Origin of the sequence: Pseudomonas sp. SIMBA_068, from assembly GCF_046534705.1 — a bacterium.
Lineage (GTDB): Bacteria > Pseudomonadota > Gammaproteobacteria > Pseudomonadales > Pseudomonadaceae > Aquipseudomonas > Aquipseudomonas putida.
The window spans coordinates 112074-129810 of the sequence record NZ_JAWRYI010000008.1 but is presented as its reverse complement, the minus strand read 5'-3'; the positions used below and the strand labels follow the sequence as shown (position 1 = coordinate 129810).

At 63.5% G+C, this 17737-nt stretch carries 18 protein-coding genes; 7 read left to right on the top strand and 11 right to left on the bottom strand.

All coding sequences use genetic code 11. From position 1 onward, the window contains the following. Nucleotides 1–188: 188 nt before the first annotated feature. The 4 genes from SB756_RS18985 to SB756_RS18970 form a co-directional block, all read right to left on the bottom strand. The gene (locus SB756_RS18985) at nucleotides 189–2321 is read right to left on the bottom strand and encodes a TonB-dependent siderophore receptor (protein WP_410911402.1); all 2133 of its coding nucleotides are present in this window, start codon (nucleotides 2319–2321) and stop codon (nucleotides 189–191) included. A gap of 87 nt (nucleotides 2322–2408) precedes the next feature. Next, a complete protein-coding gene (locus SB756_RS18980; RefSeq protein WP_341797908.1) occupies nucleotides 2409–2789 on the bottom strand; it encodes a hypothetical protein in 381 nt (126 codons plus the stop codon). A 113-nt stretch (nucleotides 2790–2902) separates the two neighbouring features. Beyond that, the gene (locus SB756_RS18975) at nucleotides 2903–4075 is read right to left on the bottom strand and encodes an MFS transporter (RefSeq protein WP_341797909.1); all 1173 of its coding nucleotides are present in this window, start codon (nucleotides 4073–4075) and stop codon (nucleotides 2903–2905) included. Between the two features lie 168 nt (nucleotides 4076–4243). After that, entirely contained in the window at nucleotides 4244–4993 is a 750-nt protein-coding gene (locus SB756_RS18970; protein ID WP_410911400.1) for a 3-oxoacyl-ACP reductase family protein, read from the bottom strand. Between the two features lie 118 nt (nucleotides 4994–5111). Here SB756_RS18970 and SB756_RS18965 point away from each other — a divergent pair, with 118 nt between their 5' ends. Beyond that, a complete protein-coding gene (locus SB756_RS18965) occupies nucleotides 5112–6050 on the top strand; it encodes a LysR family transcriptional regulator (RefSeq protein WP_410911399.1) in 939 nt (312 codons plus the stop codon). A gap of 114 nt (nucleotides 6051–6164) precedes the next feature. On the opposite strand, the gene SB756_RS18960 is transcribed toward SB756_RS18965, so the two are convergent. Both SB756_RS18960 and SB756_RS18955 read right to left on the bottom strand, forming a co-directional pair. Then, nucleotides 6165–6635 carry a GreA/GreB family elongation factor gene (locus SB756_RS18960; protein ID WP_410911398.1) on the bottom strand — a complete coding sequence of 157 codons (471 nt, stop codon included), beginning with the start codon at nucleotides 6633–6635 and terminating at the stop codon, nucleotides 6165–6167. A gap of 2 nt (nucleotides 6636–6637) precedes the next feature. Further along, complete coding sequence (locus SB756_RS18955; protein ID WP_410911397.1) at nucleotides 6638–7036, bottom strand: hypothetical protein; 399 nt, start codon at nucleotides 7034–7036, stop codon at nucleotides 6638–6640. Nucleotides 7037–7165: 129 nt separating this feature from the next. Between SB756_RS18955 and earP the strand changes: the two genes are divergently transcribed. Both earP and SB756_RS18945 read left to right on the top strand, forming a co-directional pair. After that, complete coding sequence (earP, locus tag SB756_RS18950) at nucleotides 7166–8299, top strand: elongation factor P maturation arginine rhamnosyltransferase EarP (RefSeq protein ID WP_410911396.1); 1134 nt, start codon at nucleotides 7166–7168, stop codon at nucleotides 8297–8299. A 48-nt stretch (nucleotides 8300–8347) separates the two neighbouring features. Beyond that, entirely contained in the window at nucleotides 8348–8920 is a 573-nt protein-coding gene (locus SB756_RS18945) for an elongation factor P (protein WP_172222905.1), read from the top strand. 254 nt (nucleotides 8921–9174) lie between these two features. On the opposite strand, the gene SB756_RS18940 is transcribed toward SB756_RS18945, so the two are convergent. The 3 genes from SB756_RS18940 to SB756_RS18930 all read right to left on the bottom strand — a co-directional run bounded on the left by SB756_RS18940 (nucleotide 9175) and on the right by SB756_RS18930 (nucleotide 11211). Then, nucleotides 9175–9603, bottom strand: coding sequence for an organic hydroperoxide resistance protein (locus SB756_RS18940; RefSeq protein WP_410911394.1), 429 nt, complete (start codon nucleotides 9601–9603; stop codon nucleotides 9175–9177). A 140-nt stretch (nucleotides 9604–9743) separates the two neighbouring features. Then, nucleotides 9744–10199, bottom strand: coding sequence for a MarR family winged helix-turn-helix transcriptional regulator (locus tag SB756_RS18935; RefSeq protein WP_341797915.1), 456 nt, complete (start codon nucleotides 10197–10199; stop codon nucleotides 9744–9746). Between the two features lie 58 nt (nucleotides 10200–10257). Beyond that, a complete protein-coding gene (locus SB756_RS18930; protein WP_341797916.1) occupies nucleotides 10258–11211 on the bottom strand; it encodes a LysR family transcriptional regulator in 954 nt (317 codons plus the stop codon). Between the two features lie 112 nt (nucleotides 11212–11323). On the opposite strand from SB756_RS18930, the gene SB756_RS18925 reads away from it, so the two are divergent. Continuing rightward, nucleotides 11324–12073, top strand: coding sequence for a sulfite exporter TauE/SafE family protein (locus tag SB756_RS18925; RefSeq protein ID WP_410911392.1), 750 nt, complete (start codon nucleotides 11324–11326; stop codon nucleotides 12071–12073). Nucleotides 12074–12127: 54 nt separating this feature from the next. On the opposite strand, the gene SB756_RS18920 is transcribed toward SB756_RS18925, so the two are convergent. Next, entirely contained in the window at nucleotides 12128–12979 is an 852-nt protein-coding gene (locus SB756_RS18920; protein WP_016500935.1) for a LysR substrate-binding domain-containing protein, read from the bottom strand. A 97-nt stretch (nucleotides 12980–13076) separates the two neighbouring features. On the opposite strand from SB756_RS18920, the gene SB756_RS18915 reads away from it, so the two are divergent. Then, nucleotides 13077–13295, top strand: a complete 219-nt coding sequence (locus SB756_RS18915; protein WP_410911391.1) for a DUF1127 domain-containing protein — start codon at nucleotides 13077–13079, stop codon at nucleotides 13293–13295. A 44-nt stretch (nucleotides 13296–13339) separates the two neighbouring features. On the opposite strand, the gene SB756_RS18910 is transcribed toward SB756_RS18915, so the two are convergent. Further along, nucleotides 13340–14686, bottom strand: coding sequence for a class II 3-deoxy-7-phosphoheptulonate synthase (locus SB756_RS18910; protein WP_341797918.1), 1347 nt, complete (start codon nucleotides 14684–14686; stop codon nucleotides 13340–13342). Between the two features lie 116 nt (nucleotides 14687–14802). On the opposite strand from SB756_RS18910, the gene SB756_RS18905 reads away from it, so the two are divergent. Next, nucleotides 14803–15558, top strand: a complete 756-nt coding sequence (locus SB756_RS18905) for a spermidine synthase (RefSeq protein WP_341797919.1) — start codon at nucleotides 14803–14805, stop codon at nucleotides 15556–15558. Nucleotides 15559–16004: 446 nt separating this feature from the next. Then, nucleotides 16005–17687, top strand: a complete 1683-nt coding sequence (locus SB756_RS18900) for a DEAD/DEAH box helicase (RefSeq protein WP_016500932.1) — start codon at nucleotides 16005–16007, stop codon at nucleotides 17685–17687. Nucleotides 17688–17737 lie beyond the last annotated feature (50 nt).

The window sequence follows — 17737 nt, the reverse complement described above, 5'->3', positions numbered from 1 at the left end:
CATTCTACGAAGAGCCCCCGCGCTGAAAAGCACGGGGGCTTTTTGTTTTCAGGGCCATTGGGGCCGCTTTGCGGCCCATTCGCAGCGCAAGGCTGCTCCTACAGGAGGGCGCGAGCCTTGCAACTGGCGCAGTCCCTTGTAGGAGCAGCCTCGTGCTGCGAATGGGCTGCAAAGCAGCCCCAACAAACCTAGAAGCTGACGGAGGCCGACAGCCGAGCCGTGCGTGGCGCGCCCTGGAACAGGTAATTATCCCCCAGGTAATCCCCCACATCGCGCCAATAGCGTTTGTCGAACACGTTATCTACGGTCAGGCGCAGCACCGTGTCATACCCGCCAATGCGCGTACGATACCGGCTCCCTACCTCGAACACGGTATACCCGCCAACCTCCACATTGCCCGCCTGGCTCGCATACTTGCTGGCGCTGTAACGCGCCCCGCCCAACAGTGCCAAGCCCGGTACCGGCAGCGAGTATTGCGCGTGCAGTGCTGCCCGGAACTTGGGCACGTTGATCGCCTGGTGCCCTTCATAGGCATCGGTACCGCTGTTTTTCACCCGCGCACGAATGGCTGCGGCGCTGGCCTGCACTTGCAGGTTCTGGCTCACCCAGCCGCTGGCGCCCAGCTCCAGGCCGGTGTTTTTCTGCTGGCCCTGCTGTACGTAGGTGAAGTTGCCAGCACCGTCCGGGCGTGCGTACTGGTAGGCCTGGCGGATCTGGAACAGCGCGGCGCTGAAGCTCACGCCTTGCCAGTCGTGCTTGAGGCCAAGTTCCAGTTGGTGCGAAGTCGTGGGCGCGAGGATTTCGGCGGCGTTGCTGGCAAACCAGGGTGCCGTGCCGCCGGCAGACAGGCCCTTGGCGTAGCTGGCGTATAGCGTGGTGTCTGGCTGCGGCTTGTAGATAAGTGCAGCATTGGGCAGTAACTCGTATTGGCGGGTATGGCGCCCGGCAACACCGTTCTCGTCCCAGGTCTTTTCATCCAGGCGCACTTCACGGGCGCCCAGCACGGTCTGCCACTGGTCGTTGAAGCTGATGCGGTCGCTGACGAACAAGCCGTACTGACGGCTGTCCAGTCGGCGTTCGCTGGCGCCGACGGGTTTGTCGGACGGCTCGAAGGCAGGGGCCCCGGTGTAGATGTTGCCGGTGCCAAGCCACTCGTTGTAGTACGGGCGCTGATCCAGCGTGCGTCGCTGCGCACTGGTGCCCATGGTCAGTTCATGCCCCACGCCCAGCGCATCGAAGTGCCCGTTGAGCATGGCCTGTGCTTCATCGGTGCGGCGGGTGTCGTCGGGGCTGCGGAAGTCGTAGATGTCGTAGTCGCCATTGCTGCCAAAGAACGCGCCCTCGCTCGAACCCCAGGCAAAGGCGCTGTAATCGTCGATCACCACCTTGCTGCGCGAGGCACTCAAGGTGCCGGTCCAGGCCTCGTTGAAGCGGTACTCGAAGCGCCCGCCCAGGTTCAGCGAGTCGTTTTGCACGGGCTTTGCCCAATCCTGGTAAGCCAGGCGGTCGTCCGGGTCGATGCCGTGGGGCACTTCGGTGCCACCCAGCAGTTGGTAACCCGGCACCGAGCGCTGCTCGCGGTGCTGGTATTCGGCATCCAGCTGCAGGGTGGCATCCGGGCTGATCTGCCAGTCGAATGCCAGCGAAGCGAAGTCGCGTTTGCCATCTGCGTGGTCGACGTAGGAGCGGATGTCTTCATGGGCGAGGTTGGCGCGCAGGCCGAACTGTTTTTCGCTGCCAAACCAGCCACCCAGGTCGGTGGCCAGGTAGCGTTCGCCTTGTTCGTTGGTCGACACCGTCACGCTGCGCACATCCTCGGCGCGCTTGGTTACGTAGTTGATCAGGCCGCCCGGCTCCGACACACCGCTTTGCAGCCCCGACAAGCCCTTTAGCAGCTCCACCTGCTGCTTGTTCTCCAAAGCCACGTTCTGCTCGCCGGCGATGGTCTGGCCGTTGATGCGGTAGCTGCTGGCGGCATTCAGCTCGAAGCCTCGGACGTTGAAGTTTTCGTAGTAGCCGATGGGGGCGTAGCTTTCGCCAACCGAGGCATCGCTTTGCAGCACTTCGCTGAGCTTGCGCACCTGGCGGTCTTCCAGCAGTTGCTGGCTGAACACGCTGATGGCGGCCGGGGTATCAAGCAAGGGCGCGGGCTGGAAGCTGCCCACCGCTGCCTGGCGAGCCTGGTAGCCGTCATTGGCATAGGTGTCGGACACCTGCAGTGGGGCCAGCACCACGCTGTCTTCGGCGAGCACATGGGGGCAATGCAGGGCCAGGCCCAGGCTGAGCAGGCTCAGGGGCAGGCGGGGGTGACACGGGGGCATGCGGGGCTCCTGGATGGGCACAGGCCATGAAAAAGGCGGCATCTTAGCAGCCGCCTTCAGCATAAAACGATCCAGGCCCCGCGATATTCAGCCCTGGTTGGCGGGGCGCTTGTGCTGGCGCCAGCTGTCATCGATCTTCGACCAGGTCTTGCCGTCGGTAATGGCCATGAGCTTGCGCCCATCCTTGAAGGTGGCCAGGAAGGTGGCTTCTTGCTCCTTGCCGCCTAGCCACAGCCCGGCAAGCAGCCCCACCGGCCCGGCCACCAGGGCCCCGGCGACGCCCCAGCCCAGGGCGCTGCCCAGGCTGCGGTTGGTTTCGAGGCTGGCCAGCCTGAGGTCGCTGATGCGGGACAGGGAAATCCGCTCACCCGGGGAAGGGCTACGCGGGGTCTTGAGTGTGAGCGATCCATTGCGATACTCGCCTTCACCTTGCAAGAAATCGCCGGATTGCACCGTGAGTCTTGTCATAACGTCGTCCTGTCGGGAAAGGGCATTGACCAGCGCCTAATGAGCGCTGCCCGGCCAGGCAAGTCAACGACCATGCGACGGAGGGTAGTGCGGTGCATTGTCGCCCACTGGGGTTACACGGTGGTTTTGCGGGCAGATACAAGCCACACCAGCAACGCCAGCCCGCCAATCACCAAGCCCGCCACCACAATGCCCATCCAGCCCTGGTGCTGGAACAATTGCGTGCCCAGCAACGACCCCAGCGCCCCGCCAATGAAGTAGCAGGTGATGTACCCGGCGTTCAGCCGCGTGCGTGCCTCGGGGCGCAGGGCGATCACCGCGTTCTGGTTGCTCACGTGCACCAGTTGCACCGCCAGGTCGAGCAACAGCACACCCAGCAGCAGGGCCAGCAACGAGTGCTCGGCAAAGCCCAGCGGCACCCACGACAGCAGCAACACCACCAGGCCCACGGTAGTACCCAGCGCGCCCTTGCCGCGGTCGGCCAGGCGCCCGGCCCAGTTGGCCGACAGCGCACCGGCCGCACCGGCCAGGCCGAACAGGCCGATCGCCGCATCCGAATAATGGTACGGGCCCTTGGTCAGCAGAAACGCCAGGGGCGTCCAGAACAGGGCGAACAGGCTGAACGCCAGCAGGCCGAGCAGCGAGCGCAGGCGCAGCACCGGTTCTTCAATAAACAGCCGGAACACCGAGCCTATCAGCGCCGGGTACTTCAGCCCGGCATGGCTGTGGTGCTGCGGCAGGTTGCGGTACAGCGCCACGGCGGTGATCGCCATCAGCACAGCGGCGAGCACGTAGATGCTGCGCCAGCCGCCCAGCTCGGCCATGAAGCCGGCAGCGGTACGTGCCAGCAGGATGCCCAGCAGCAGGCCGCTCATCAGCGTGCCGACTGCGCGCCCACGCTGATGCGGCTCGCTGAGGGCCGCAGCCATGGGCACGAGGATCTGCGCCACCACGGAGAACAACCCGGTCAGCGCCGTGCCGAGGAGCAGCCAAGGCAGGCTCGGCGCACAGGCACTGATCACCAGGCCCAGGGTAGCAATGGCGGTCATCACGGTGATCAGCCGGCGCTGCTCGAACAGGTCACCCAGTGGCGCCAGCAGCAACAGGCCGGCGCCATAGCTGAGCTGCGCGGCGATGACGATACTGCCGGCGCTGGCAGTGCTCAGGCCGAACTGCTGGGCGATGCTGTGCAGCAGCGGTTGGGCGTAGTAGTTGCTGGCCACGGCCAGGCCGGTGGCAGTGGCCATCAGCAGGATCATGGCGCGGCTGAGAGTGGGGGCGTTCATGGGGATCTCGTGGCGGGCAGTAGTCAAGCGGGGGAATTATCAAGAAGTATCAGGCATGACACCAATGTTTAGTTCTCAATCAACCATCCTGTTCTGGCCCCATCAGGAACACCACAGGTTCAAGGCCTGTGGTGTTCCTGATGGGGCCAGAACATGCAACCCATCAAATCAAGCTGCAAACCCGCCATCGATCGTCAAACTTGCCCCGGTGATATACCCCGCCTCCGGCCCCGTCAGGTACGCCACAAAGCTGGCAATCTCTTCCGGCTCGCCATACCGCCCAATCGCCATCAACGGGATCAGGCTCTCGGCAAACTCGCCGCTGGCGGGGTTCATGTCGGTGTCCACCGGCCCCGGCTGTACGTTGTTCACGGTAATGCCCTGTGGCCCCAGGTCACGCGCCATGCCACGGGTCAGGCCAACCAGCGCCGACTTGCTCATGGCGTAAGGCGCTCCACCGGCAAAGGGCATGCGCTCGGCGTTGGTACTGCCGATATTGATGATGCGTCCGCCCGGGCCCATGTAGCGCGCTGCGGCCTGGCTGGCGACAAACACGCTGCGCACGTTTACCGCCAGCATGCGGTCGAAGTCGGCCAGGTCGAATTCGGTCACCGGTGCCACCGTCAGCACACCGGCGTTGTTGACCAGGATATCCAGCCTGCCGAAGGCCTTCACGGCGTCATCCACTGCCAGTTGCACGGCGGCTGCGTCGGCGCTGTCGGCCCGCAGGGCCAGGGCTTTGCCACCGTTTTCGGTAATTTCGCGGGCCAGTTCTTCTGCCGGGCCTGCGGAGCTGGCATAGGTGAAGGCCACCTGCGCACCTTCGCGGGCCAGGCGCCGCACGATGGCTGCGCCTATGCCGCGGGAACCGCCCTGAACCAGGGCCACTTTGCCTTCGAGTGAAAGTTGCTTGGACATGCTGATCTCCTGCTGGAAGCCAGGCCGAAATGCCTTGGATGGGCAAAGTATCGGCGCTTGATTACCTGCTGATAAGATGGCAATCACTATCGGCAGAGTAAACCTTTGGTTGCTAATCATGGCCATGGAATCGTTCAACGCGTTGGAATGCTTCATCCGCAGTGCCGAAGTTGGCAGTTTTGCCGAGGCTGCCAGGCGCCTGAGCATTACGCCCGCCGCCGTGGGCAAGCATGTGGCCCAGCTGGAGGCGCGCCTGGGCGTGCGGTTGTTCCAGCGTAGTACCCGCAAGCTGACCCTGACGGAGGCGGGGCAGCGTTTTCTTGGCGAGGTCGGCGACAGCTTCCGCACTATCCAGTACGCCGTGGCCAACCTGGCCAGCGCCGAAGGCCAGCCAGCCGGGCTGTTGCGGGTGAGCATGGGCACGGTGTTCGGGCGTTTGTATGTGTTGCCTTTGCTGGGCGAGTTCTTGCGCCGCTACCCGGCCATTACCCCGGATTGGCATTTCGACAACCGCCAGGTCGACCTGATCGGCCAAGGCTTCGATGCAGCGATTGGCGGTGGTTTCGATCTGCCGCCGGGGGTGGTGGCGCGCAAGCTGACCCCGGCCCACCGGGTGCTGGTGGCAGCACCGGCCTACCTGGAGCGGCACGCACCGATCGACGACCCGCAGGTGCTGCAGCGGCACGATGGCATCCTGATCCGCTCACCGCAGACCGGGCGAGTCCGCTCGTGGCCGTTGACCAGCCGCTGGCAGGTGCAACAGCCGATGCAACTGCGCCAGGCGATGACCATGAGCGATTCGGACGCGGCTTGCGCGGTGGCGGAGCAGGGGCTGGGGATTGCCCTGGTGAGCCTGCCGTTTGCCGTGCCTTACTTGCAGGGTGGTCGGCTGCGGCGAGTGTTGCCGGACTGGTACGTGGATGACGGGCATATCAGCCTGTATTTTGCCGAGCACAAGCTGATGCCGGGCAAGACCCGGGCGTTCATCGATTTTGTGGTGGAGCAGTTTGCTGAACAGGGGTTGGCGGGGCGGTTCGATGCCGTGCAAGCCCTTTAGGTGTGTATTGCCTGTAGTGGCCCTATCGCCGGCAAGCCAGATCCCACGGGGACCCCGCAGTATTCCAGCCTGTGGTGAACCTGTGGGAGCTGGCTTGCCGGCGATAGGGCTCGATCAGGCAATACCGGTAATGAACAATGCCTGCGCCCCCAGGCTCACCTCATCATCCACCCGCTTGCCCATCAATTGCTGCCCCAGCGGTGAGCGCGGGGTGATCACGGTCACCAATTCATCCCCCTCGCCAATCTTCAACCCCGCCGCCTCAGGGCCGAGGAACAACCGGCGCTGCCCGCCAGCGTCATCTTCCAGGGTCACCAGGTTGCTGATCTGCACCCCGCGGGCCGGGTCATGGTCGCGCAGCAGCAATTGCTGGTAGATCAGCAGCGCCTGGCGGATTTCGGCGCTGCGGCGGGCCTGGCCGGTGGCCAGGTACGAAGCTTCCAGGCCCAGGGTGTCGTACTTGTTCTCGGCAATGTTCTCTTCGGCGGTGGCAGTTTCGTAGGCGCTTTGCGCCGCACGGGTCAGCACGTCGAGGTCATGCTCGAGGGTGGCGACGATCTGCGCCAGCAGGCGGGTCTTGTCCATGGTCAGTAGCAGAACTCCAGCACATTGGCCTGGCTTTTGTCGGTGGGGGCGGTACGGTTCTGCTGCATCCAGAACTGGCATTTGGGGCTGTTGAGGTTGCGCGGGTTGCCCTGGGCGGCCTCGGCGGCCTGTTGCAGTTCCTGTTTGCGCAGCATGTCCTTGTAGTGCTCGAACATCTCGGCCTGGGCGTCTTGTGCCGGGGCTGGCGCCGAGGGGGCGGCAGGCCGGTACACGCTGGGGGCCACGGCATGGGCCAGCGGCTGCACCTGCTGTGGCCACAGTTGCAGCGCCAGCCACAGGCTTGCGGCAATGGCCACGGCGCCCAGCCACAGGCCAAAGGCAACGCATACAATCAACGGCAGCGGCTTGAGGGTGATTTTCAGTTCACGGTGGCGGGCCATGGCAGCCTCCTGGCAGGGTAGGTCGGGTGCATTGTCGCATGCGCTTGGGCATTTTTCCGTGCGGGTGCTTTTGTCGGCGACAATTTATCCGCAGAATTCGCGGTTTTTGCACCAGAACGGGAGGGGCGCATGAAAGCCACCTGGGACATTTTCTGCAGTGTCGTCGACAACTACGGCGATATCGGTGTGACCTGGCGCCTGGCCCGGCAACTGGTGGCTGAGCATGGCTTGGCGGTACGCCTGTGGGTAGACGACCTGCAAGCATTCACGCCCATGTGCCCAGGGGCGGATGCCAGCGCTGCGCAGCAGTGGCAGCACGGTGTGGATGTGCGTCAGTGGCCGGCGGCCTGGCTGCCGGTGGCACCGGCGGATGTGGTGATCGGTGCCTTCGCCTGCCAGTTGCCGGCGGCTTACGTAGAGGCAATGCGTGCCCGCGCCACGCCGCCGCTGTGGCTGAACCTTGAATACCTCAGCGCCGAGGACTGGGTGGAGGGCTGCCATGGCTTGCCTTCGCCGCAGCCCAACGGCCTGCGCAAGGTGTTTTTCTTCCCCGGCTTTACCGAGAAAACCGGCGGGCTGCTGCGCGAGGGCTCGCTGCTGGCGCGGCGCGACGCGTTCCAGCAATCGGCCGAGGCACGCCAGTCGTTTCTGCAGGGGCTTGGTGTAGAGCCCGAGCAGGGGGCATTGCTGCTCTCGCTGTTTGCCTACGAAAACCCGCAATTGGCCAGTTGGCTCGATGCCCTGGCCACAGGCGCGCAACCGTGCCACCTGATGGTGCCCCAAGGGCGCATCGTCGCGGGGCTGAGCCAGTGGCTTGGCGAGGCGCCGCTGCCAGTGGGCAGCGTGCGCCAGCGCGGGGCGCTGACCGTGCAGGTGCTGCCTTTCGTCAGCCAGGACGACTTCGACCGGCTGTTGTGGAGTTGCGACTTCAACGCGGTGCGCGGCGAGGACTCGTTCTTGCGTGCGCAGTGGGCCGGGCAGCCGATGCTGTGGCACATCTATGTGCAGGACGAGAACGCCCACTGGGAAAAGCTCGAAGCGTTTCTGGCGCATTATCGACGCGGCCTGTCAGATGAAGCCGATGCCGCCCTGCTGGGCCTGTGGCGTGCCTGGAACATGGACCGTGACATGGGCCAGGCGTGGCAGGCAGCCCGCCAGCACTGGCCAGAACTGCAACGGCATGCCCGGCTGTGGGCGGTTCGACAGGCCGCTCAGCTGGACCTTGCCACAGCGCTAGTACACTTTTACCGAAATTCGCTATGATACGCGGCCTCGATTTTTATAAATCCATCCAGATTCGGATACTTCGTAATGAAAACTGGTAAAGAGCTGAAACCCGGTACCGTCCTGCGGATCGACAACGACCCGTGGCTGGTTCAAAAAGCTGAGTTCACCAAGTCGGGCCGTAACAGCGCGATCATGAAGACCAAGCTGAAAAACCTGCTGACCGGCTACAAGACCGAAACCGTATACGGTGCGGACGACAAGCTGGACGACGTGATCCTGGATCGCAAAGAAGCGACCCTGTCGTTCATCAGCGGTGACTCGTACACCTTCATGGACACCACCGACTACACCATGTACGAGCTGAACGCCGAGGACATCGAAGCCGTTCTGCCGTTCATCGAAGAAGGCATGGAAGACATCTGCGAAGCCGTGTTCTTCGAAGGCCGTCTGGTATCGGTTGAACTGCCGACCACCATCAGCCGTCAGGTTGTCTACACCGAGAACGCTGCTCGCGGCGACACCTCGGGCAAGGTCATGAAGCCTGCCAAACTGAAGAACGGTACCGAACTCCAGGTTGCCGACTTCATCAACATCGACGAGTGGATCGACATCGACACTCGCGAAGGTGGCGTGTACAAGGGCCGTTCCAAGAAGTAATCCTTCTTGCAATGAGCACAAAAAACCCGGCCTCGGCCGGGTTTTTTGTGCCTGTGTTTTCGCCAGTTCTCGATGCTTGCTCTGACGGGAGCAACTGTCTTGCACCATGACCCATGGCTAACTCAGCACCCTGTAGGAGCAGCCTTGTGCTGCGAAGAGGCCATTGCAGCCGAGATGATCTTTAGCCCTACCGGCCCCTTCGCAGCACAAGGCTGCTCCTACAGGGAATCGCGCAAACCGTCAGATTTACCGCCTTAGACGGTTACGTGCAGGCGCACATCCACGTTCCCGCGTGTGGCATTGGAGTAAGGGCACACCTGATGCGCCTTCTCCACCAGCCCTTCGGCATCGGCCTGGGCCAAGCCCGGCAGGCTGATGTGCAGGTCGATGTCCAGGCCGAAACCGCCCGGGATCTGGCCAATGCCCACCTTGGCGATGATCGAGGCATCGGCCGGCAGGGCTTTTTTCTCTTGCCCGGCTACAAATTTGAGGGCGCCGATGAAGCACGCCGAGTAACCGGCGGCGAACAGTTGCTCGGGATTGGTGCCGTCACCGCCAGCGCCGCCCAGTTCCTTGGGGGTGCTCAGGCTGACGACCAGCTTGCCGTCGCTGGACTTGGATTTGCCGTCGCGCCCACCGGTGGAGGTAGCTTCTGCGATGTACAGCGGAGTGACCTTTTGCATCTTGAGCCTCGCTAATGTGCTGTGCGCTCCCGGTTGAAGGAGGGCGCGGGTTGGTGTGGGACTTAAATTAGCGCGCAATTAATTAGCGCGCAAGATAAATCATTACCGCTCGTCCGAACGGCCATTGCACAGCATAGCTGTCAGAGGTTTTTCTGCAGGTTCTCGCGCAGGTTCAGCAGGTCGGCTTGCAGTTGCTGCAACTGCTCCAGGCTGCGCCCGCTGGCCTTGAGGATGCACGGCGGCACTGCTTTGGCTTGCTGTTGCAGGGCGCGGCCCTTGTCGGTCAGTTGCACCATCACCACCCGTTCGTCTTCCCGGCTGCGGTTACGCTGCAGCAGGCCTTCGCTTTCCAGGCGCTTGAGCAGCGGGGTGAGCGAGCCCGGGTCGGTCAGCAGGTGCTGGCTGATTTCGCCCACGGTCAGGTCGTCGCGCTCCCACAGCACCAGCATGGCCAGGTACTGCGGGTAGGTCAGGCCCAGGGCCTGCAGCAGCGGTTTGTAGACTTTGGTCATCAGCAACGAGGTGGAGTGCAGGGCGAAGCAGACCTGGTTGTCCAGCAGCAGCTCGTCACAGGAGGCTTGGGTGTCGGCGTTCATGCAGGTCCTTGAAATTGATCAATGGGGAATTCTGGCACGCTTGTTTTTAGTGCGCGCATTACTCGCGCAGTTCACTGCGCAAGGCCAGGTCCCAGGGTGGAATCGGGCTGAAGCGGCTCTTGAGGAATTCGAGCAGCAAACGGCTGCGAGAGTTCGTTTCATGTTCCAGGCGTAGCGCATAAATGCCGCTGGTCTCGGCTTCGGGCAGGCCGCCGTCGCAAAACAGCGGCACCAGCTCGCCCCGCAGCAGGTATTCGCTGATCAGCCAGGTGGGCAGGTGGGCAACACCTAAGCCGGCGAGGGCGCCGAACAGCAGGGTTTCGGCATTGTTGGCGGCCATGCGCATGCGCGCGGGGCGGTACAGGCGGTTTTGCCCGGCCACGTTGAAGCGCCAGGCGAACGGCGGTGCCAGGCCGTCCCAGTCCAGGCCGTCGTGCCCGGGCAGTTCGCTGGGGCATGTGGGCACACCGCGGCTGGCCAGGTAGGCCGGGCTGGCACAGGCGATGCGCACCATGTAGGCCAGTGGCGTGGCGACCAGCCGGGTGTCGGCCAAGGGGCCGGCGCGCAGCACCAGGTCGACCTCGCCCAAGTGGCTGCCATGCAGGTCGACGAAGCTGTCGATCAGGCGCAGTTGCACGTCCAGGCCTGGGTAGGCCACCAGGAAGTCGGCGATGGCCGGGGCCAGGTGGCGACGGCCGAACGCGGCGGGGGCGTCGATGCGGATCAGGCCTTCAGGGGCGTTGCTCAGCGATACCGCCTCGGCCCGGGCCAGGCGCAGCTCCTCGATGATGCGCCTGGCCCGTTCGGCAAAGGCATTGCCGGCGGGTGTGGCGCGCACCGCGTGGGTGCTACGGGTGAACAGGCGGCTGCCGACGGCATTTTCCAGGTTATCGATGCGTCGGGCCACCGCGGACGGGGTCAGCGGATGGCGCCGGGCGGCGGCGGAAAAACTGCCGGTCTCCAGCACATCGAGGAACAGGCTCAACTGGTCGGTGAGGGTATCGGGGCTCATGGCTGCCTTGTTTTGCGAAAAACGCACAGCCATTGTGCGCTGCTGTGCGTTTCCCCGCCAGCACCCAGCCGTTAGCATGCTCGCATTATCTGTACAGGCGAACGAGGCCCTGATGATCGAGTGGTTGTTGTATATCGTGCTGGGCGCTGCCCTGGGCACCATGGGGGGCTTGTTCGGCATTGGTGGCGGGCTGATCGCGATTCCCGCGCTGGGTGTGCTGTTTGGCCTGGACCAGCAGTTGGCGCAGGGTACGGCGTTGGTGATGGTGGTGCCGAATGTGCTGCTGGCGTTATGGCGCTATCACCAGCGCAACCGCATCGAATTGCGTCATGCCTTGCCGTTGTCAGCGTGCAGTTTCCTGTTCGCCTGGCTGGGGTCGATCTGGGCCGTGGGGCTGGATGCGCACTCCATGCGCCTGGGCTTTGTCGGCTTTCTGGTGGCCTTGGCGGTGTGGAATGTGGCGCGGATGTTCATGAAAGTGTCGCCGCCCAGTGCCGAGCTGCGTCATGCCTGGCCATGGCTGGGCGTGCTGGGCAGCTTTGCCGGCACCATGGGCGGCTTGTTCGGTGTGGGCGGGGCGGTGGTGGCCACGCCGATCCTGACCAGTGTGTTCGGTACCACCCAGGTGGTGGCGCAGGGGCTTTCGCTGGCGCTGGCTGCGCCGAGTACCTTGGTGACGTTGGTGACCTATGGGGTGCACCACAGTGTTGACTGGGGCGTGGGGATTCCGCTGGCGGTGGGGGGCTTGCTCAGCATCAGCTGGGGGGTGAAGCTGGCCCATGCGTTGCCGGAAAAGGTGTTGCGGGCGATGTTCTGTGTGTTTTTGGTGGTGTGTGCGGTGATGCTGGGATTCAAGTTGTGAGATTTGGGGCCGCTTTGCGGCCCATCGCGACACAAGGCCGCTCCCACACGGTAATTACTTGAACCCTTCGATGATGTAACCGGCCATGCAGTCGGTAATTGGCGAAGGGTTCTGCGTACTGCGTACCAGCATCACATTGGCCACCGGCAGCTGCGGCAGGCCGTCCTGTTCACCCAGTATGCGGATGTTCCCGGTAATCAGGCTTTGCAGCTGCGCCGTCACGGCCAACCCTGCCGTGACAATGGCAAAGATCGCGGCCAGGCTGGGGCTGGTATAGGCAATGCGGTAGTCGATACCTTGTGCTTCCAGGGCATTGCAGGTCCAGGCCCGGCAGAAGCAGTCGGTGTTGAACAGCGCCACCGGCATCGGTCGCTGTTCCTGTGGGCAAAAACCTTCGGCGGCGGCCCATACCAGGCGCTCCTGGCGCAGCAGTTGGCCAACCTCGTTACCTGGCTCGCGGGTGACGATGGTCAGGTCCAGGTCCTGGCGCAGCATCAGTTGCTTGGACGAATCGCAATGCACCTCTACCTGCACCAACGGGTAGGCCTGTGCAAAGCTCGACAAGATGGTCGGCAGAAAACGCATGGCATAGTCGTCGGGCGTGCCAATGCGCACCAGCCCGACCATGTGCGGCATACGCAGGGTGTTGAACACCTCGCCATGCAACTTGAGGATGCGCCGTGCATAGCCCAGCAGCACCTGGCCCTCGGCGGTCAGGCGTACCTGGCGGCCGTCGCGCTCGAACAGCTGGCGCTGCAGGATGTCTTCTTCGAGGCGTTTCATTTGCATGCTCACCGCCGACTGGGTGCGGTTGACCACTTCGCCGGCGCGGGTGAAACCGCCTTGCTCGGCAATGGCGACGAAGGTGCGCAAAACGTCCGCATCGAGGCTCTGGTACTGGGACATTGCATCAATCTCCGAGATGCATGGCATCAGAAACATTCGTTGGATTGATCTTAAGCCCGGCGCGAGACTGAGGCCATCCAACACGGAGGGCTTCACGATGAAAGGTCATGTCAGCAGCACCCAGCAACCTGCCTTTTCCCTGAACCACCTGTGGCATGCGGCCCTGCAACGCCCGGCGCGCTGGCTGCAGCTGTACCGCCAGCGCCAGGAGCTTGCCAGCCTCAGCGATGCAACCTTGCACGACCTGGGGTTGAGTCGGGCGGATATCCAGCAAGAGGCCGAGCGGCATTTCTGGGATGATCCGCTGAGGAAGTGAGTGAGGGCCGGGGCGCCTGGCCTCTCAAGGCATGCGCCCCAGCCTCACCGCCGTACCTGCTTCAACGTCTCGGCAATCAAAAACGCCAGCTCCAGCGACTGATCGGCATTCATCCGCGGGTCACAATGGGTGTGATACCGGTCAGACAACGCATCTTCGGTGATCGGCCGGGCGCCGCCGATGCATTCGGTGACGTTCTGCCCGGTCATCTCGATATGAATGCCGCCGGCATGGCTGCCCTCTGCCTGGTGCACCTGGAAGAACTGCTTCACCTCATCGAGGATTTGCGCAAAGTCGCGGGTCTTGTAGCCGCTGCTGGCCTTGATGGTGTTGCCGTGCATCGGGTCGGAGCTCCACAGCACCTTGCGCCCCTCGCGCTCGACGGTGCGGATCAGCCCCGGCAGGTGGTCGCCAACCTTGCTCGCGCCCATGCGCACGATCAGGTTCAGGCGCCCGGCGTCGTTGGCCGGGTTCAGCGTGTCGATCAGGCGGATCAGCTCTTCGGGGTTCATGCTGGGGCCAACCTTGACCCCGATCGGGTTGTGCACCCCACGCAAAAACTCCACGTGGGCGCCGTCGAGCTGGCGGGTGCGGTCGCCGATCCACAGCATGTGCGCCGAGCAGTCGTAGTAGTCGCCGGTCAGGCTGTCCTGGCGCACGAAGGCTTCTTCATAGTTGAGCAGCAGCGCTTCGTGGGCAGTGAAAAAGCTGGTTTCGCGCAGTTGCGGCGCGCTGTCCAGGCCGCAGGCACGCATGAATGCCAGGGTTTCGTCGATGCGGTTGGCCAGTTGGTGGTACTTGTCGGCCAGCGCCGAGTTGGCGATGAAGTCCAGGTTCCACTTGTGCACCTGGTGCAGGTCGGCAAACCCGCCCTGGGCGAAGGCGCGCAGCAGGTTGAGGCTGGCAGTGGACTGGTGGTAGGCCTGCAGCAGGCGGTCCGGGTCGGGGATGCGGCTTTTCGGGTCGAAGCCGATGCCGTTGACGATGTCGCCGCGGTAGGCGGGCAGGGTGATGTCGCCAATGGTTTCATCGCCCGAGGAGCGTGGTTTGGCAAACTGCCCGGCCATGCGGCCGACCTTGACCACCGGGCAGCCGGCAGCAAAGGTCATGACGATGGCCATCTGCAATAGCACCTTGAAGGTGTCGCGGATTTTTGCCGCAGAGAACTCGGCGAAGCTCTCGGCGCAGTCGCCCCCTTGCAACAGGAAGGCGCGGCCTTCGGTAACCTCGGCAAACTGCCTGCGCAGTTCGCGCGCCTCGCCCGCGAACACCAGCGGCGGGTAGCTGGCCAGGGTCTGTTCGACCTTCAGCAGGTGCGCGGCATCGGGGTAGGTCGGTTGCTGCTGGATCGGCAGTGCGCGCCAGCTGTCAGGGCTCCACGGTTGGTTCATCTCGGGCTCGGTCTTGTAGGTTATAGGCTATAGGCCATGGTAACAGTTGGCGCTGCGCTTGTTGCATCAAGGGCGTTGACGGACAATGCGCGTTTTTGCGCGGGTAGGTGGTCAGCATGACGGCGGAACGGGAAGAGCGGCTACTGGCACGGGTAGAGGACGCTTTTGGCGTCATCAGCGTGTATGAAGTAGACGACTACCGCTTTCTGGAATTCGGCGATGCCATCGAGCAGAGCTGCGTGTTCACGGCCGACCCCAGCTGGCTGGAGTACGACTACACCCGCGCCATGTTGGTGGGGGCGCTGTGCCATGAACAGCCGGAGAGCGCGTTGTTTCTCGGCCTGGGTGCCGGCACGCTGACCCAGGCGTGCATGAAGTTTCTGCCCCTTGAAGACATCGAGGCCATCGAACTGCGCCCGGACGTACCGCGCCTGGCCATGGAACACCTGGGCCTGGATGACGACCCTCGGTTGTACGTGCGCATCGGTGACGCCATTGAGTTGTTGCCCACGGCAGAAAAGGCTGACTTGTTGTTTGTCGACCTGTACACCGACCACGGGCCGGGCGTGGGGCACCTGGCGTGGAAGTTTCTGGAGAACTGCCAGCAACAGCTGAACCCGGGCGGCTGGCTGGTGATCAACCAGTGGGCCACCGACGACGGCAGGCCGCTGGGCGCAGCGTTGTTGCGCGGGCTGTACCACCGGCATTACTGGGAGCTGCCGGTGAAGGAGGGCAATGTGATCTTGCTGGTGCCGGCTGACCTGGAGCAGGCGCTGGACCTGGAGGGGTTGCGGGCCCGGGCCGAAGCGCTGGCGCCGCAGCTGGGTTATAGCCTGGAAGGGTTGATCAAAGAGATTCGGCCAGCTACCTGAGAGGCTGGCGCGGTCCCTGTAGGAGCGGCCTTGTGCCGCGAATGGGGTGCGAAGCGCCCCCAAGAATTTCAGCTTCGCCGCATACGTTGCCGGGGCCGCTCTGCGGCCCTTTCGCGACACAAGGTCGCTCCTACAGGGAATTATCGATTCAGCGTGGATTGATTGATGGCGCGGTAATTGCCTTGCACCCTGAAAAAATTCCTCACGGCTTCCACTATTTCGGGTATAGTACGCGCCGGTCTTTTAGCGGGCCGCAAAATCAGGTGGTGCAAATCCTCCGAGTCCAGCTTCGGCTGCACGTCCGCTAGGCGGACCTTCCCACGTTTTCTTTTTCAATCGTTTTCGCAAATCCCCGCCGCCAAAGCTGCCTGGGTGACCTGACGGTCTTTCAAGGCATGTGCAGCTTTGGAGCATGGGTCTTTGCGGATGCACCTAGAGGCAGACCCATGACCCAGGAAACCGGCGGCTTCGCCGCTCTCGATCTTAATCCGAACATTGTTGCTGCTGTTGTGGCTACCGGCTACGAAGAGCCGTCCGCCATTCAGCAACAATCGATCCCGATCATCCTCGCCGGTCACGACATGATCGGCCAGGCGCAGACTGGCACCGGCAAGACCGCTGCCTTTGCCCTGCCGATCCTCAACAAGATCGATGTGAGCAAGCGCGAACCGCAAGCCCTGATCCTGGCGCCAACCCGTGAGTTGGCGCTGCAAGTTGCTACCGCTTTCGAAACCTACGCCAAGCAGATGCCGGGCGTGAACGTGGTTGCCGTATACGGTGGTGCCCCGATGGGCCCACAGCTGCGTGCAATCCGCAACGGCGCGCAAATCGTCGTGGCCACCCCAGGCCGTCTGTGCGACCACCTGCGTCGTGACGAAAAAGTCCTGTCCACCGTGCAGTACCTGGTACTGGACGAAGCCGACGAGATGCTGAAGCTGGGCTTCATGGATGACCTCGAAGTGATCTTCGACGCAATCCCGGCTACCCGTCAGACCGTACTGTTCTCCGCTACCCTGCCGTCGTCGATCCGCTCGATCGCCGAACGTCACCTGCGCGAGCCCAAGCACGTCAAGATCCAGACCAAGACCCAGACCGTTACCGCGATCGACCAGGCCCACCTGATGGTCCACGCCGACCAGAAGATCCCGGCTGTGCTGCGTCTGCTGGAAGTGGAAGAGTTCGACGCGCTGATCGCCTTCGTGCGTACCAAGCAAGCCACCCTGGACCTGGCCGCCGCGCTGGAAGCCAAAGGCTACAAGGCTGCTGCGCTGAACGGTGACATTGCCCAGAACCAGCGTGAGCGCGTGATCGACTCGCTCAAGGATGGCCGCCTGGACATCGTCGTCGCCACCGACGTTGCTGCCCGTGGTCTGGACGTACCGCGCATCACTCACGTGTTCAACGTTGACATGCCGTACGACCCTGAGTCCTACGTGCACCGTATCGGCCGTACTGGCCGTGCCGGTCGCGAAGGCCGTGCGCTGCTGCTGGTCACCCCGCGTGAGCGCCGCATGCTGCAGGTGATCGAGCGTGTGACCGGGCAGAAAGTTGCCGAAGCCCGCCTGCCGAATGCCCAGGCCGTGCTGGATGCCCGCATCAAGAAGCTGACCTCGAGCCTGGCGCCGCTGGTAGCCGAAGCAGAAGCCACCCACGGCGAGCTGTTCGACCGCCTCACCACCGACCTGGGTTGCAGCGCGCGTGCCCTGGCTTCGGCCCTGCTGCGCAAAGCCACCAATGGCCAGGCGCTGGACCTGGCTGCGGTAGAGCGTGAGCAGCCGCTGGTGCCGGGCGTTGGTGCCCCGCGTGGTGAGCGCAGTGAGCGCCCTGACCGTGGCGAGCGTCCTGACCGTGGTGACCGCGAGCGCCGTGCGCCGCTGCCACTGGCCGAAGGCCGTGTACGTTGCCGTACCGCCCTGGGCGCTCGTGACGGTATCGCTGCCAAGAACCTGCTGGGCGCGATCCTCAACGAGGGTGGCCTGGCGCGTGACGCCATCGGCCGCATCCAGGTACGCGACAGCTTCAGCCTGGTCGAGCTGCCGGAAGATGGCCTCGAGAAGCTGCTGTCCAAGCTCAAGGACACCCGCGTGGCCGGCAAGCAGCTGAAGCTGCGCCGCTACCGCGAGGATTGATCCTGGCGCACTAAAAAAATCCCCGGCCTAGGTCGGGGATTTTTTTTGCC